Here is a 16,545-nt window from a genome sequence, read left to right on the forward strand (position 1 = left end):
GCCGCGCGCGGGCGAAAGGTTGCCGCACGGGCGAAAAATGTTTGAGACCTCAAGAGGTGGTGCTCTGGCCGTTCCCATCCGCCCGGGGCCAGTGCGTCAGCGCCAGATGCAGCGCCTCGACGGCCTTGTCCCACGACCTCCGTACGTCCCGGGGAGCCCCGAAGCCGCCCCCCGCCTCCAGCGCGCAGAAACCGTGGAACGTGCTGCGCAGCAGGCGTACGGCGTCGGTGAGGTCGGGTTCGTCGAGGCCGTACGCGCGGAGCATGCCGTAGGTGATCTCGGTGGTGCGGCGCAGCGCGGGGGAGTCGGTGACCGGGATCCGGTCGACCGGGATCTGTGTGGCCGCGTACCGGCCGGGGTGCCTCAGGGCGTACTCCCGGTAGGCCCCGGCGAACGCGGCCAGCGCGTCCTGGCCGGCCCGTCCGGCGACGGCCGCCGCGATCCCGTCGATCATCTCGCCGCCCGCGAGCAGCGCCAGCCGTCCCCGCAGGTCCTGGAGGTTCCTGACGTGCGAGTACAGGCTCGCGTCCTTGACGCCGAAACGGCGGGCCAGGGCGGACAGCGAGACGTTCTCGAAGCCGACCTCGTCGGCGAGTTCGGCGGCGGCTGCGGTGATGCGGTCGGGGGTGAGGCCGGCACGGGGCATGGGGGTACCTCTGGGAGGACGGTTTCCTAGGGGGCTTAGGCTACTGCCTGGACCCTCCTACCCCCTCGCCCCCCGTATCCCCACGCCCCATGCCCAGTGCCTGATGCCTGATGCCTGATGCCTGATGCCGAGCCCCGGCCTCAGCCGATCGGCGCGTACAGCACGCCCAGCTTGTCGATCTCGTCGCCCGAGCGGCCGGTGAAGCCCACGATCTGCCAGCCCGACGGGGCGGTGAAGGTCTTCGTCTCCGAGGTCGCCGTGCCGGAGGCGAGGGTGCGGCCCTTGTCCGTGCCGAACGCGGCGGAGAAGATCCGGGTACGGCCGTCCTTCTGACCCTGCGTGAGCTTCACCGAGGTGAGGTGTTCGCCGGAGGCCAGGGTGAGGGAGGTGGCCGTGCCGCCCGTACCGCCGTGGGTCAGCGTCGTACCGCCGTCGTGCGTGAGCGAGACCGCGTCGAGGCGGGAGGCGCCGCGCAGGGTCAGGGTGCGGGGCGAGACCGTCGACGGCAGGTTGTCGGCGTCGGTGTACGCGGTGCCGTGCGGGCCGCCGAAGAAGTCACTGGCCCGCAGACCCGAGTTGAGCTTCCAGGAGAAGTCGACCGCGTGCGGGAAGTGGTCGGAGAGGTTGCCGCCCGCCGAGTCGAGGAATTTCGCCCAGTCGTTGTTGTAGCGGTTCGCGGTCAGGTCGACCACGTTGCTGTCCCGGTAGAAGACCTTGTCGACGACCTCGCAGTCGTTGGTCGGCGCGGTCGTCGGGCAGAGCAGCGCGTCCGCGCCCAGGGCCGGGGCGACGCCGCCCTTGATCAGCTGCACCCACGGGTCGGTGAGACCGTTCTCCGACACGAGCGAGCGGATGTTGTCGCCGGTGCGCGTGTACCGGGTGTTGGTGTCCCCCATGACGATCACCGCGTTGCCCGCCGAGTTCGCCTTGATGAACTCGGAGAGCTGGGTGACGTTGGCGCGGCGGGCGGCGAGGGCCGCGTCGTCGGAGTCGGCGTTGGTGTGCACGTTGTAGAGGTCGACGAAGACACCCTCGTCCAGGCGCACCCGGGCCAGCGAGAAGCCCTTCGGGGTCAGGCAGTTGGTGCCGGTGCAGTCGTTCCACTTCACCCGCTGGAAGTCCTCGAACGCGTAGTCCGAGAGGGTGTTGAGGCCGTCGCCGAAGGGCACCCCGCCGCTGGTGGCCGTGCGGTGGGGGTGGTTGTCGCCCGCGTACAGCGCCGCGTGGTAGTTGAAGTCCTCCTGGACGTTCACGATGTCGTACGCCCCGAGTCGCGGCGAGATCAGCGGGGTGTTCACCTCCGGGTTCCCGGAGCTGAGCAGCTCCGGGAGGCCGGCGACGTTGTACGTCAGCACATTGAACGTGCCGCTGGTGGCGGCGGCCGCGGGTGTCGCGCCGGTGGTGGCGAGACCGGTGACGGCCAGCGCGCCGGCGGCGAGGGTGCCGAGCAGGCGTCTCATGGGACGGGTCGGGTTCATAGGACTCATGGGGCTCTCCGGAGGGGGGTGGGGGAGATGAGCGGTGTTCAGGTTCGACGGCAACCAGTGTGACGTGCAAGGCCAGTTGGGGAAACAGTGAGGGACGTGGTGATCCGCCGTATCCATGGCACCCGGCGGCCATGCCTTGATCGTCCGGCGTTCATGTACCCCCTCGATCCTCCACAGGCGGCGTGGTCACGCCGCGAAGGCAGCCGCCGAGGGCAGCGGCAACCGGGAGGCGTTTCTCATGGGGCACGGGCACGCGCACGGTCATCACGGTCACGGTCACGACCACGGGCCTGGTCACGGGCATGACCACGGGCCCACGGGGGCGGCACTCCCCGCGGCGTTCGACGCCTCCGTGCCCGACGAGGAGCTGAACCCCGAGCAGCGCTCGCGCCGTTCCCTGCTGCGCCGCGCCGGACTGCTGGGCGCGGGCCTGACCGCCGCGAGCGTCCTGGGCCAGGGGGCGGCGACCGCCCCGGCGTACGCGTCCTCCGGCGGGCGGCGCCGCGACGGTTTCCTGTGGCTGGCCGGTGACCACCACATCCACACCCAGTACAGCAGTGACGGCAAGTACCGGGTCGTCGACCAGGTCCGGCAGGGCGCCAGGCACGGTATGGACTGGCTGGTCATCACCGACCACGGCAGCGCGACGCACGCGAAGATCGGCGTGGAGAAGGTCAACCCGGACATCAAGGCGGCCCGTGCCGCGTACGAGGACACGCTCGTCTTCCAGGGCCTGGAGTGGAACATCCCGGGCGCCGAGCACGGCACGGTCTTCGTGCACCCGGGCGGCAACGAGGTCGCCGTCCTCAAGCAGTTCGAGACCGACTACGACGGCAGCGTGAAGAACGCCTCCGACTCCACGCCCGCCAACGAGGCCCTCGCGGTCGCGGGCCTCGCCTTCCTCGGCGACCAGGTCCGCCGCCGCAGGGTCAAGGACGCCCTGATGCTCGCCAACCACCCGGCGCGGCGCGGTGTCGACTCCCCGCACGAGATCCGCGGCTGGCGCGACGCCAACGGCACCGGCCGCCAGATCGCCGTCGGCTTCGAGGGCGCCCCCGGCCACCAGGCCGCCGGCCTCCCCGCGCCGCTCGGCATGGCCCGCGCCCGGGGCATCTACGACAACAACCCGAGCGCCAACTCCTTTCCCGGCTACCCCTTGGAGAGCTACCGCACCTGGGGCGGCTTCGACTGGATGACCGCCACCGTCGGCGGCCTGTGGGACAGCCTCCTCGCCGAGGGCAAGCCCTGGTGGATCACCGCCAACTCCGACTCCCACCAGGTGTACACGGACACCGCCGTACGCGGCGGCCCGGACAGCGACTTCACCGCCAACGGCAAACACACCGACCCCGTCCACGGCGGAAAGATCGACCTCACCCAGGGCGACTACTGGCCCGGCCAGTACAGCCGTACCCATGTCGGCGCCGACGGCTTCTCCTACGCCGCCGTCATGGACGGCATCCGCGCCGGCCGGATCTGGGTCGACCACGGCGGGCTCCTCGGCGGCCTCGACATCCGGGTCTCCGGCGGCAGCCGCTGGGCCACCCTGGGCGGCGCCCTGCACGTCAGGAAGGGCACCAAGGTCACCCTGACCGTCGACGTGGCCCTGGCCGGCGGCCCCAACTGGGCGGGATTCGTCCCCCGGTTGGCCCGTGTGGACGTCATCCGGGGCGAGGTGACCGGCACGCCCGCAGACAAGGACACCTTCACCGCGCCCACCGCCAAGGTCGTCAAGTCGTACGAGGTGAACAAGTCCACCGGCACGGTCCGCCTCACCTACGAACTCGGCAGCGTCGACCGCCCGCTCTACGTCCGGCTGCGCGGCAGTGACGGCAACCGCTCGGCCGTCGGCCCGCTGGGCGCGGCCGTCGACCCGGCCGGTCCCGCCATCGACGTCGTCGGTGACGCCGACCCGTGGCGCGACCTGTGGTTCTACTCCAACCCGGTCTGGGTCCTGCCCTCGTGACCATGACCACGCACGCCCTCACCGTGGACGCGGAGGTCGGGGATCTGCGCGCCGCCGATCACCTGCTCCACACACTGGCCGCCGAACTCGCCCTCCCCGAGGGCACGTTCGGCTGCACCCACCTGGTACGGGGAGACCGGCCACGGGTCGCCCTGTCCCTCGCGGTGCCGTCCCGGCCGCTCCTGAGCACCGTCCGGGAGCGGCTGGCGGCCCGCGCCCACGAGGTGGCGCCCGGCACCCCGGACACCAGGGGCCGGGCCGTCATCTACCCCGGGGTCACGGCCCTCACCGGCACCGTGACGATCGCGGACGTCCTCGACCGCTCCGCGATCACCCGCGTGACCGTCCTGGGCTCACCCGCCCGGCCCTCCCCGGACACCCTCCTCATGACCCAGGACCACGTACGCCCGCACTGGCACGACGGCGAACTCGTCCTCACCACCATGCCCGCGGTCGGCGGCACCCTCGTCCCGTTCGAGGTCCCGGAACCGACACCGTGCTGCGCGGACCACTGAAACGCGGTGTCATGCAACGGAGTTGGGGTTGGGCGTCGAGGCTGGGCGAGCCCCCGCAGGCCGCGGCCCGACCCCCGCGCCTCAGCCGCAGGCACACGCCCCGTGCAGCGCCTCCAGCGCCGACCACGCCGCCCCGTCCCGCTCCGCGTCGAAGACCAGCGGGGTGACGGCACGGTCGCGGGCGAACACGACGTACGCCTCGGCGATGTACCACAGGCCGCCGGTCCACTCCTCGCGCCGGTGGGACCGGGCCAGCGTCCGGCCGCAGGGCGGGCAGACGATCCAGGGGACGAGTTCCGAGGTCGGGGACGGAGGCTCCGCCAGCACCTCGCCCGCCGGGACCGTGCCCTCGGCGCCGTCCGCGAGGACCCGCAGTCGCGCGGGCCGTCCGGGTTCCTCGGCCAGCCCGGCGATCTCCGCCCCGTGCCGGTCCCACACGTCCCACACCTCGGCCAGCACCGCGATCCGCGTACGCGCCGTCCCGTCCACAGGAAGCCGCGCCTCGGACAGCCGCTCCACCAGCGCCCCCAGCCCTGCCTCCTGCTCCCCGATGTCCCAGCACCCCTGGACGAGGTCGACGTCCTCCGGGCCCGGGAGCAGAGCGGCGAGACCGGACCATATGACGGCTTCGGCGGCGTACGCCGACAGACGATCGTCGTTCATCGGGCGAGCGTAACGGGACGGGAGGCGACCGACCGGCCGCCTCCCGTCACGCTGGTCCTGCTCCCGTGCCGCTCCCGCCCTACGACTCCGTCGTCGAGAACACGAACGAGAACTCCGCCGGCTCCGCCGACAGGTGGTACTGCGGCAGGGGACCCGGGCCGCAGGACTGGGAGCCGATGCCCATCTGGGCGTGGTCGAGGGTGACCCAGACCGTGTCGCCCGGCTGAAGGTCCGTCAGGTGGGCGGCGGCGTCCAGCTGTTCGGTGGTCCAGCGGCGGGCCGTGAACGAGAACTCCGGGTCGCCGTCGATGCGCAGTCCGCCCAGCTCCGCCCAGCGGACGTCGGGACGGGTGCCGTTCTCCTGCGGGCGGAGGTACGGGGTCTGGAGGTCGTCCACCGTGGAGTGATGACGGGTCACCATGGACGCCGACTTGGTGTCCGGGTAGCCCTCGCCGGGGCCACCGCCGTACCAGGTCACCGCGTTCGCCGAGGTCAGGCCGAAGCGGATGCCGAGCCTCGGCAGCGGGACGGTCCAGTCGCCGTCCGGCTCCACCGACACGGTCAGCCTGAGCCGGGTGTCGTCGGCGGTCCACCGGTACGTCGCCCGCAGCCCGACCTCCCGGGCGGCCGGTGCCACCCGCGTCCGTACGGTCAGCGCGTCCTCGCCCGGCTCCACTCCGTCCAGGCGGTGTTGGACCCGGTGCAGCCCCAGCTCCCGCCACAGCTTGCTGTAGCAGGTGTTGCCGTTCCAGGCGCCCTCGTCGTTGTCGGTGGTCGCCCGCCAGACGTCCAGCCGCAGCCCGGTCACCTCGACGCCGCCGATGGTCCTCAGCGCACCCGTGCGGACGTCGAAGGAGGCCGGGCCGAGGTAGATCAGATTCTCGCTCGCCGCGGGGCCGTCGCCCGGTGTCACCGTCGGCGACGGGCGGTCCACGACCGGCAGTTGGGCCCACGCCACCTGGTGGTCCTTCCTGCCCCAGGCCGTGTCCTCGGCCAGCAGCGCCCGTACGGTCCACAGCGCCTCGCCCGCCGGTCCGCCGGCCGGCGGCTCCGGCAGCTTCACCTCGGCCGACTCACCGGGCCGCAGCGCGGGCACCGAGAGCGCCCCGGCCTCGATCGTCCTTCCGTCCACCTCGTACGCCCACTCGAAGGCCAGCGAGGACAGGTCCTGGAAGTCGAACGCGTTGCGCACCCGGACCGTGCCCGCCGGGCCGTCGCCGTCGATACGGACGGGCTCGATGACCTTCTTGAACTCGATCAGACCGGGGGAGGGCGTCCGGTCCGGGAAGACCAGGCCGTCGCAGACGAAGTTGCCGTCGTGCAGTTCCTCGCCGAAGTCGCCGCCGTAGGCGTAGCCCAGCTCGGGGTGGGTGATGCCGTGGTCGATCCACTCCCAGATGAAGCCGCCCTGGATGCGCTCGTGGGCCTCGAAGATCCGCTGGTAGTCGGCGATGCCGCCGGGGCCGTTGCCCATGGCGTGGCCGTACTCGCACAGGATGTAGGGGAGTCGGCGGCGCTTGTGGGTGCCGCCGTCCAGCCGCCTGCCGATGCGCTCGCTCTCGGCGTGGTCGGCGTACATCCGGGAGTAGACGTCGGTGTCCCGGCAGTCCCAGTCGCCCTCGTAGTGCACCAGGCGGGAGCCGTCGCGGCCGTGGATCCACTCGGCCATGGCGGTCAGGCCCCGGCCGGTGCCCGCCTCGTTGCCGAGGGACCACATGACCACCGAGGGGTGGTTCTTGTCGCGCTCGACCATCCGGGCCGCGCGGTCCAGCAGGGCCGGGGTCCAGCGGTCGTCGTCGACGGGGTTGTCCCGCCAGTTCTGCTCGGTGAAGCCGTGGGTCTCCAGGTCGCACTCGTCGATCACCCAGAGGCCGTACTCGTCGCAGAGGTCGAGGAAGGCGGGGTGCGGCGGGTAGTGCGAGGTGCGGACCGCGTTGAGGTTGTGCCGCTTCATCAGCAGCACGTCCTCGCGCATGGTCTCCAGATCGAGGGAGCGGCCCTTGACCGGGTGCCACTCGTGCCGGTTGACGCCCTTGAAGAGGATCGCCTTCCCGTTGACCTTGAGCAGGCCGTCCTCCAGGACGACTGTACGGAAACCGATCCGCAGCGGGACGCGCTCGCCCGCCGTGACCAGCTCGCCGTCGTACAGCCGGGGTGTCTCGGCCGTCCACGGCTCGACCGGCGCGGTCACCGGCTCACCGGTCGAGACATCGATGTCGAGGGCGGGCACGAGGACCCGGCCGTCGACGTCGGAGTCGACCCGCAGGGTCCCGATGCCGCCCACATGGTCGTAGGAGGCGTGCACGAAGAAGTCGGCGGCGCTGCCCGCCGGGCGGTGCAGCAGCGTGACGTCCCGGAAGATACCGGGCAGCCACCACTGGTCCTGGTCCTCCAGATAGGAGCCCGCGGACCACTGGTGGACCCGGACGGCGAGGACGTTCCCCGCCGGCTTCAGCAGGTGCCCGACCGCGAACTCGTGCGGCAGCCGGGAGCCCTTGAACTCACCGATGTCCGTGCCGTTCAGCCACACCCGCGCGCACGACTCCACCCCGTCGAAGCGGATCACGGTGCCACCGTCCGCGGACCAGTCGCCCGGCAGGTCGAAGTACCGCAGATGGTCACCGGTCGGGTTCTCCGACGGCACCCTCGGCGGGTCCACCGGGAACGGGTACAGGTGGTTGGTGTAGATCGGCGCCCCGAAGGCCCCGTCGCCCTGCATCACCCAGTGGCCCGGGACGGTCACCTCGGCCCAGCCCCCGGCGTCGTACCCCTCGGCGGCGAACGAGTCGTCCTCGGCGTCGGCGGTCGGCGACAGCCGGAAGCTCCAGCTGCCGTTCAGTGACAGGGACCGGGCGTCCGAGGACGCGTACCAGGCGCGGGGCGGCAGGGCCCCGCGGCCCGGGGACACGTCCTCGACGTAGTCGAAGGACGAAGCGGCGGTGGTGCCGGTGGTGCGGAAAGACATCGGTCTCCTTGCTGATTTCCTAGCCCTTGATCCCAGTCTGCGCGATGCCCTGCACCAGCCAGCGCTGGAGGAAGAGGAAGACGAACACCAGGGGCAGGATGGAAATGGCCGTGGCCATGAAGATCAGGTGGAAATTGACGGTCTGGCCGGTCATGTAGTTCGAGAGCGCGACCTGCACGGTCCACGCGCTCGGGTCCTGGCCGATGACCAGGGGCCACAGGAAGGAGTTCCACCCGCTGATGAACGTGATCGTCGCCATGGCGGCGAAGAAGTTCAGCGAGTTGGGTACGACGACCCGCCAGTACGCGCCCATGTAGCCGAGCCCGTCCACCCGTGCCGCCTCCTCCAGCTCCTTGGGGAACCCCAGGAAGTACTGCCGGAACAGGAAGCAGGTGAAACCACTGAAGAGGCCCGGGATGATCAGACCCCGGTAGGTGTCGATCCAGCCGAGGGACGACACCAGCACGAAGCTGGGCACGAACGTCACGGCGGTCGGGACCATCAGGGTGCCGAGGACGGCGTAGAAGACCTTGTTGGCGTGCCTGTACGGGATACGGGCCAGGCCGTAGCCGGCCAGCGAGCAGACCAGCAGGGTGCCGACGGTGTGCAGGACGCCGACGACCGCCGAGTTCCACAGCGAGCGCGCGAAGTCGACCGAGGGGTCGTCGAACGGTTCGCTGATGTTGCCCCACTGGATGTCGGTGGGGAACCACTTCCATTCCTCGCCCGTGATCTCCGGGTCCGTCATCAGCGCGTTGCGGACGATCAGATAGAACGGGATGAGGAAGAGGAGCGCGGCGAAGCCGGTGGCGAGATACAGCCCGGTCGAGCCGATCACACTGCCGGTGCGGACCCGGCGCGGCTTGGCGGACACGTCGGTCATGTCGACCCGGTCCGCCGGAGGTGTCGTGGTGGTGGTCACTTGGACTCCTCACCCCTTCCGAATCCCATGAACTTGCCCTGGAGCAGCGTCACGAGGCAGATCAGTACGGTGAGGATCAGCGCGCCCGCGCTGCCCGCGCCGTAGTCCTGGCTGTCGCCGAGCGCCTTGTAGTACAGCTCGACCAGGGGCGGCCTGCCCCAGGTGGTCTTCGACAACAGGTTGAAGAACTCGTCGAACGCCTGGTACGCCGCCACGAGCAGCAGCAGGATCACGGCGGTGGAGGTCGCCCGAAGCTGCGGCAGGGTGATGTACCAGAAGGTCTGCCAGCCCGGCTTGGCGCCGTCGATCGAGGCGGCCTCGTACAGCTCCGTGGGGATGTTCTGCAGGGCCGCGATGAAGAGGATCATGTAGAAGCCGGCCTGGAGCCACAGCCGTACGGTCAGGATGACCAGCCAGTACCACGGCGGGTCGGGGCTGGCCAGCCACGCGGTGTTGTCGATGCCGAAGAGGCCCAGGAAGGTGTTCGCGAGACCGAAGCGGACACCGTTGAAGATGGACATCTTCCAGACCAGCGAGGCGGCGACATAGCTGACCGCCGTGGGCAGGAAGAACACCGAGCGGAAGAACGCCCGCATGAACCGCAGCCGGTTCACCATCAGCGCGAGACCCAGCGAGGTGGCCCAGGTCAGCGGCACGATGAAGAGGGCGAAGACCGTGAAGGTGACGAGGGACCCCACGAAGTCCTCGTCGGTCAGCATCGTCACGTAGTTCTCGAAGCCGACGAACACGCTCGGGGTGACCGTGAAGCGGGCCTCGAAGAACGACAGGTAGAGGCTCCACAGGATCGGCAGATAGACGAAGACCGCCAGGCCGATCAGGAACGGCCCGGTGAAGAGCCAGAAGTTGAAGGTGGGGGAGCCCCGCAGCCCCCGCCGCGGCTTGGCCGGAGCGGCCTTGACCGGGGCGGGGCTGGAGACGCCGTCCTTGGTGATGGTCGACATGTCGTGAGTACCTGTCCGTCGGCCTAGCCGAAGAGCTTCTTCAGTTCCTTGTTGACCTTCGCGTCGGCCTTCGTCAGCTCCTTGTCCGGGTCGCCGCCCTTGCGCACGCAGTTGGCGAGGACGTCGTCCAGGGCGGTGATGCTCGCCTGGGTCCAGCCGATGTTGTCGAAGTGGCCGAACTCGTTGAAGAGCTTGACGCCCTCAGCCGGCAGACCCGACTTCAGCTTGTCGGCGGACTCGGCGATCGAGGTGCGCGGCGGGATGTGGAAGCCGTAGGAGAGCGCCCAGTCCTCCTGGTACTCCTTCTGGTCGATCCACAGCCACTTGACGTACTCCTTGGTGGCTTCGAGGTTCTTGCCCTTGGCGTTCACGAACATCGACCAGCCGCCGTTGTACACGGACTGCTTGCCGGCACTGCCGATCTTCGGGAACGGGAAGATGCCGAGGTCGTCGCCGAGCGCCTCCTGCATCTGCGGCATCGCCCACATACCGCACCACTGGATGGCGGTCAGGCCCTGGTTGAGCGCGGACGGGTCCCAGAAGTCGGTGGGGGCGTCCAGCAGCAGGTCACCGCTGGTGAACAGCTTGCGCAGCTGCTTGTAGCCGTCGACGACCGCGTCGGTGTGGTAGGCGATCTGGTTCTTGTCGTCGAGGTGCTGGGCACCGGCCGACCAGATCAGCGGGTTGGTCATCGAGTGCAGGGTGTTGCCGAGGTAGGCGCCCTTGACCTTGCTGGTGGTCAGCTTGGCGGCGGCCTCGACCAGCTCCTCCAGCGTCTGCGGGACCTCGACACCGGCCTTCTCGAACATCGACTTGCGGTAGAAGAAGAACTGCGGGTCGTCGATCATCCGGATGCCGTAGATCTTCCCGTCGACCGTGTGCGACTGGATGTCGGCCGGGTTGAAGTCGTCCTTGACCGGGGCTATCAGGTCGGTCAGGTCCGCGACCTGGCCGCTCTCGATCATCTGCAGCTGCGGGTGGAACTCGAAGCAGTCGGGCGCCTTGTCGGTGAGCAGCGAGGCGAACAGCTTGCTCTCGAAGTTGGAGCCGGTGATCCACTGCGTGGTGACGTGGGACTTCTTGTAGGCCTTCGCGTACCGCTTGATGGCCTGCTCGGTGCCCGCCTCGCCGTACGCGTGGAAGTACTGCGTGAGGCCCGCGCCCCCGCCGCTGCTGCTTCTGCCCGTGTTGCCGCCGCATGCGGCCAGACCGCCGGCGGCGGCCAGACCCAGCGCGGCCCGCAGGGCGGTACGGCGGTCGAAGTTGCTGTTCCTGAATGCCGACATGCTGACGTCCTTGTCTCGAGTACGGCTGCGGCTCTGGGCCCATGGCTCGGCGGCTCAGTGCCAGTTGGCTCAGTGGCTCAAAGGGGCTTGCGGAGCGGGACGTTAACCTTCGGCTAAGGCTTCGGCAAGGGGTTGGACGAAGTCTGTTCGAAGCGTTGTATTCGGTTCGGTGTTCCGAACGTCCGGGCGGCGCAAAGGGGTTGGTCGGGGTGGTGCGGGTGGTGACGGCGGAGGTGGCGGTGGTGGTGACGGTGGAGGTGACGGGAAGGTGAGGGCCGCCGGGTCAGGGTCCGGCGGCCCTCGGCTCAGGGGTGGGGATGCAGGCGCTCGCGCTCTTCGGAGCGCCCTCGGCGGCGTACGGCGGACTTGACCGCGGCAGGCACCGGAGCGGCGCGTTTGCCCGGTTTCTGGCCGACCGACTGGAGCGCGCCCTCCAGCGCGAACGTCGCCGCGCCCAGGCAGGCGGGGTCCGTGGGGATCTGCGAGAGCACGATCTCGGTGGCGGCCATCGGACGTGGCAGCGCGTGCCGGGCGACGGCCTCGCGCACCTCCGCGGCCAGGGGTTCGCCGAGGGCCGCCGCGACCCAGCTGCTGAGCACGACGACCTCGGGATTGAAGAGGTTGACCAGGTCGGCGAGGGCCGCGCCGAGATAGCGGGCGGTGTCCCGCACCACCTCCAGCGCCTCCGGATCCCGCCGGGCCACCCCCTGGGCGAGCGCGGCGATGGTGGCGGTCTGGTCCTCGGGATGCAGCAGGGCGCTGTCCGGGCTCAGCTCCCGCAGGTTCAGCATGATCCCGGCGGCGCCCACATACGTCTCCACGCAGCCGTGGTTGCCGCACCGGCACAGCCGGCCGTCCAGCACGATCGTCGTATGGCCCCACTCGCCGGCGCTGTTGCTCACGCCCCGGTGCAGTCCGCCGTCCAGGACGAGCCCGGCGCCCACACCGGTCCCCAGGGTGACCACCACGGCGTCCCCGCGTCCGCGGGCGGCCCCGAACCACAGCTCGGCCACGGCGACGGCGCGCAGCGGATTGTCCAGGTACAGGGGGTAGGCGATGTGCTCGGTCAGCAGGTCGAGCAGCGGCACGTCGTGCCAGTCCCAGTTGGGCGCGTACTCCGAGACACCCGTGTCCCGGTCGACCTGTCCCGGCACGCTCACCCCGACGCCGAGCACCCGGGCGCCCTCGGTGCCGGCCTGCGCCACCACCGAGCCGACGGCGGCGGCGACATGGCCGACCAGCTGCTCGGGCAGCGTCTCGCCCGCCCGGACGTCCTCCTCGGCACGGGCCAGCACGTTCAGCGCCAGGTCGAACAGCTCCACATGGACGTACGTCTCCGCGATGTCGACGCCGATCAACGCGCCCCCCGACGCGTTGACGGCCACGAGCCCACGGGGGCGGCCTCCCGCCGAGTCCTCGAACCCGACCTCGGTGATCATGCGGAGGTCGAGCAGCTCACCGACGAGGGTGGCGACGGTGGCCAGACTGAGTCCGGTGGCCGCCGCCAGTTCCTGTCGGGAGGTGGGAGACTTGGCGATGATCTGGCGCAGCACCTCGTAGCGGTTCGCGGTGCGGATGTCGCGTGAGGTGCGCTTCACCGACGACATGATCCCCTCGATCCCTCCAGGCCATGACGAGGCCTGTTGCCCCGGCGCCGCGCCAGGCTATGGCGCGGAGAGACTTTCGACAAGGGGTTAGGAAAGGGGGTTTACGAAGTCTCCCGATCCACCGCGCACCATGGCCGGACACCACCCCCGCCGCAACCCACCAGGCGAGAGCCGCGCGCCCCGGGCCGCCCGCCTGCGCCGGGGCGCGCGCCGTGGGAGCCGGCAGGCGCCGCGCACGCCGGGGTGTTGTCCCGCCAGGCTCGGGCGCGTGCCGTGCGAGCCGACCGGCCGCGTACACCGAGCGCGTGCCGCCTGCGCCGGGCGCGTGCCGTGGAGCCGGTCGGCGTCGCGTACGTCGGGGTGTTGTTCCGCTCGGGTCGGGCCTGTGCCGTACGAGTCGACCGGCCGCGTACGTCGAGCGCGTCCCGCCCGTGCCGGACGCCTGTCGCGGGAGCCGACCGGCGTCACGTACGCCGGGGTGTTGTCCCGCCAGGGTCGGGCCCGTGCTGTACGAGCCGACCGACTGCGTACGCCGAGCGCGTCCCGTCCGCGCCCGGCGCGTGCCGTGGGAGCCGACCGGCGCCGTGTACGTCGGGGTGTCGTTCCGCTCGGGTCGGGCCTGTGCCGTACGAGCCGATCGGCCGCGTACGTCGAGCGCGTCCCGCCCGTGCCGGACGCCTGTCGTGGGAGCCGACCGGCGTCACGTACGCCGGGGTGTTGTCCCGCCCGCGCCGAGCGCGTCCCGTACGACCCGGTCGGCCTCGTACGCCGACTGTGTCCCGCCTGCACGGGCCGCGCCCCCTCCAGGAGCCGGCCGGTCCGCACACCCGGCGCCGCCGCGCCCGCGCGCCCCGGCCTGTCCCACGCACTCGGTGTGGCCCGCGCACCCGGCCTGTCCTACGCACCTGGTGTGGCCCCGCGCACCCGGTGTGGCCACGCGAACCGTACGGTCTCCTCTGTCAGGTGCGGCCCGGTGGCGGGGCCGCGCCGCCGGGCCCGGTCCGGGGTGCGCGGCCCGGCGCGCCCGCGCGAACCCCCCGCCTCAGCCGCCGAGCGCCTCCCGTACGAACGCGTTGCGGAACTTGCCCGACGGGTCCAGTTCGTCGGCCACCCGCCGGAAATCACCCAGCCGGGGGTAGAGCCGCCCCAGTTCGGCCGCGGGGACCGTGAACACCTTGCCCCAGTGCGGCCGGGCCTCGAAGGGCGCGAGCACCTCCTCCACCCGCCGCACCACCGGCAGGACGGGCGCCGCGTCCGCGATCCAGGTGAAGTGCAGCGCGACCGTGTCCCGGCCGTACGCCGGGCTCAGCCACTGCGCGTCGGCGGCCACCGTACGGACCTCGCAGACCTGCAGCACCGGTTCGACGACATGCCGGATGGCGTCGAGCGCGTCCAACGCCTCCCCGGCGAACGTACGCGGCAGCAGATACTCCGACTGCAGCTCCTCCCCGCTGCTCGGCGTGAACTCGGCCCGGAAGTGCGGCAGCCGCTCGTGCCAGGGGCCCGGCACCCCGAACTGCTCCGTGCAGTTCACCGCGGGCATCCCCGGCACCGGATGCATCGCCTCGGTCGCGGGCGCGGCCCAGGCGAAGTCCGCCTCGGGCCGGTCCGTCCGCCCCTTGACCCACACCTGGTCGAACCCGGAGTGCCGCCAGCGCGTGAACAGACTCACGCTGTACGCCGCCGCCGACACCGCCTCGAAGTCCAGCCCCGCCAGCGGGAGTTCACCGAACACCCGCTGGCTCACCTCGAAGGCGGGCTCCAGGTCGAGGGTGAGCGAGGTGACCACACCGAGCGCGCCCAGCGAGGTGACCGCCGCGCCGAACCGGTCGTCGTCGCGCGTCAGCGTCAGCGCCGTCCCGTCCGCCGTGACCAGCTCGACCGCGCGCACGGCCGCCGCCAGCGGACCGTTCCCGACCCCCGAGCCATGGGTCCCGGTGGCCACCGAGCCCGCCACGGAGATGTGCGGCAGGGAGGCCATGTTGTGCAGGGCGAGACCATGGGCGTGCACCGCGCGGGCCAGCTCCGCGTACCGGACCCCGCCCCCGACCCGTACCGTACGGGCCGCCGTGTCCACCTCGATCTCCGGCGGCAGCCCCGTCAGGGACAGGAGCACCCCCTCGGGGCCGGGCTCCGCGATCTCGTTGAACGAGTGCCCGCTGCCCAGCACCCGCACCCGCTCGCTCCCCGCGACCAGGGCCCGCAGCGCGTCGACGGAGGCCGGCCGGTGCAGCTCCTTCGCGGTGTACGTGATGTTCCCGGCCCAGTTGGTGATGGTCTCGGTCGTCATGCCTGATGTCCTCTGCCCGTGCCGTCGCTGTTGCCGCTGCCGTTGCTGTCGAGGGCCATCCTCTCCGCCCCGCGTGCCGTTCGGTTCATTGACCTCCTCACGAACGCCTGCCTACCGTAGAGAGCGGTTACTACCACCTGGCTCCAGCGCTTGCTCCCTCTGCTCCCCTCCAGCCGGAAGGCCCTTCCTTGCCCGAGCGTCCGCCCGCCCTGTTCGCCATGACGGCCGAGAACGTTCCGCAGGTCTTCCCGCCGGAGGTGCTGTCCCGGCTGCGCGCGACCGTGGACCTCGACCCCGCCCTGATCGCCGAGGACTTCACCGACCCACGGGTCCGGGAGGCGCTGGCCACGGCGGAGGTGCTGATCACCGGCTGGGGCTGCCCCCGTATCGACGCGACGGTCCTCGACGCGGCACCCCGCCTCCGAGCCGTACTGCACTCGGCGGGCTCCGTGAAGGGCTTCGTCACCCCGGCCGTCTGGGAGCGCGGGATCACCGTCTCCACGGCCGCGACCGCCAACGCCCTGCCCGTCGCCGAGTACACCCTCGCCATGATCCTGCTCGCCGGGAAGGACATCCTGGTCCGCCGTGAACGCCTGCGCGCCGAACGCGTCTCCCCGGGCTGGGGGTTCGTCCCCGGCATCGGCAACCACGGCCGCCGCGTCGGCGTCGTCGGCGCCTCCCACATCGGCCGCCGCGTCATCGAACTGCTGCGCCCCTTCGACCTGCGGGTGAGCCTCACCGACCCCTACGTGGACGAGGCGGGGGCCGCCGCCCTGGGCGTCCCCCTGCTCCCGCTCGACGACCTGCTGCGCACCTCGGACATCGTCACCGTGCACGCCCCCGACACCCCCGAGACGCACCGCCTGATCGACCGCCGCGCCCTCGCCCTGATGCCCGACGGGGCCGCCCTGATCAACACCGCGCGCGGCGCCCTCGTCGACCACGACGCGCTCCTCGACGAACTGCGCGCCGGGCGCCTCTCCGCGATCCTCGACGTCACCGACCCCGAACCGCTGCCCGCCGACTCGCCCCTCCTCGACCTCCCGAACGCCTTCGTCACCCCGCACCTCGCCGGCTCCCAGGGCAACGAGGTCGCCCGCCTTGGCCTCGCGGTCACACAGGAGGCGGAACGGCTGGCCGCCGGGGAGGAGCTGGCGTACGCGCTGGACCGGGGGGTGCTGGAGCGGATGGCGTGAGCGGGAGCCAGGGGTCGCGCAGCGGTCGGTCGGCGGGTGG

Annotated in this window: 12 protein-coding genes; 3 read left to right on the top strand and 9 right to left on the bottom strand. The window is 71.2% G+C overall.

What is annotated here, in order from left to right; genetic code table 11:
• Positions 1–49: 49 nt before the first annotated feature.
• Together J8M51_RS24340 and J8M51_RS24345 are read right to left on the bottom strand one after the other, a co-directional pair.
• On the bottom strand, positions 50–646 hold the full coding sequence (locus tag J8M51_RS24340) for a TetR/AcrR family transcriptional regulator (RefSeq protein ID WP_086764050.1): 597 nt from the start codon (positions 644–646) through the stop codon (positions 50–52).
• A gap of 140 nt (positions 647–786) precedes the next feature.
• Positions 787–2,106 (bottom strand): jacalin-like lectin, encoded by a 1,320-nt coding sequence (locus J8M51_RS24345; protein ID WP_086759298.1) that lies wholly within the window; start codon positions 2,104–2,106, stop codon positions 787–789.
• Between the two features lie 265 nt (positions 2,107–2,371).
• Between J8M51_RS24345 and J8M51_RS24350 the strand changes: the two genes are divergently transcribed.
• Together J8M51_RS24350 and J8M51_RS24355 are read left to right on the top strand one after the other, a co-directional pair.
• Entirely contained in the window at positions 2,372–4,099 is a 1,728-nt protein-coding gene (locus J8M51_RS24350) for a PHP domain-containing protein (RefSeq protein WP_086759295.1), read from the top strand.
• Between the two features lie 2 nt (positions 4,100–4,101).
• Entirely contained in the window at positions 4,102–4,614 is a 513-nt protein-coding gene (locus J8M51_RS24355) for a hypothetical protein (protein ID WP_086759293.1), read from the top strand.
• Between the two features lie 81 nt (positions 4,615–4,695).
• On the opposite strand, the gene J8M51_RS24360 is transcribed toward J8M51_RS24355, so the two are convergent.
• From J8M51_RS24360 to J8M51_RS24390, 7 genes are all read right to left on the bottom strand, one after another.
• Complete coding sequence (locus tag J8M51_RS24360) at positions 4,696–5,277, bottom strand: hypothetical protein (RefSeq protein ID WP_086759291.1); 582 nt, start codon at positions 5,275–5,277, stop codon at positions 4,696–4,698.
• A 79-nt stretch (positions 5,278–5,356) separates the two neighbouring features.
• On the bottom strand, positions 5,357–8,242 hold the full coding sequence (locus J8M51_RS24365) for a glycoside hydrolase family 2 TIM barrel-domain containing protein (RefSeq protein WP_086759289.1): 2,886 nt from the start codon (positions 8,240–8,242) through the stop codon (positions 5,357–5,359).
• A 19-nt stretch (positions 8,243–8,261) separates the two neighbouring features.
• Positions 8,262–9,125, bottom strand: a complete 864-nt coding sequence (locus tag J8M51_RS24370; RefSeq protein ID WP_086759296.1) for a carbohydrate ABC transporter permease — start codon at positions 9,123–9,125, stop codon at positions 8,262–8,264.
• A 35-nt stretch (positions 9,126–9,160) separates the two neighbouring features.
• On the bottom strand, positions 9,161–10,126 hold the full coding sequence (locus J8M51_RS24375; RefSeq protein ID WP_086759287.1) for a carbohydrate ABC transporter permease: 966 nt from the start codon (positions 10,124–10,126) through the stop codon (positions 9,161–9,163).
• Positions 10,127–10,149: 23 nt separating this feature from the next.
• Positions 10,150–11,412, bottom strand: coding sequence for an ABC transporter substrate-binding protein (locus J8M51_RS24380; protein ID WP_086759285.1), 1,263 nt, complete (start codon positions 11,410–11,412; stop codon positions 10,150–10,152).
• 305 nt (positions 11,413–11,717) lie between these two features.
• Positions 11,718–13,019 carry an ROK family transcriptional regulator gene (locus tag J8M51_RS24385; RefSeq protein ID WP_086759283.1) on the bottom strand — a complete coding sequence of 434 codons (1,302 nt, stop codon included), beginning with the start codon at positions 13,017–13,019 and terminating at the stop codon, positions 11,718–11,720.
• 1,042 nt (positions 13,020–14,061) lie between these two features.
• Complete coding sequence (locus J8M51_RS24390; protein ID WP_267299471.1) at positions 14,062–15,309, bottom strand: FAD-binding protein; 1,248 nt, start codon at positions 15,307–15,309, stop codon at positions 14,062–14,064.
• A gap of 188 nt (positions 15,310–15,497) precedes the next feature.
• Here J8M51_RS24390 and J8M51_RS24395 point away from each other — a divergent pair, with 188 nt between their 5' ends.
• Positions 15,498–16,505 carry a hydroxyacid dehydrogenase gene (locus J8M51_RS24395; protein ID WP_086758598.1) on the top strand — a complete coding sequence of 336 codons (1,008 nt, stop codon included), beginning with the start codon at positions 15,498–15,500 and terminating at the stop codon, positions 16,503–16,505.
• Positions 16,506–16,545 lie beyond the last annotated feature (40 nt).

It is taken from the genome of Streptomyces griseiscabiei, assembly GCF_020010925.1.
In the GTDB taxonomy this organism is placed as follows: domain Bacteria; phylum Actinomycetota; class Actinomycetes; order Streptomycetales; family Streptomycetaceae; genus Streptomyces; species Streptomyces griseiscabiei.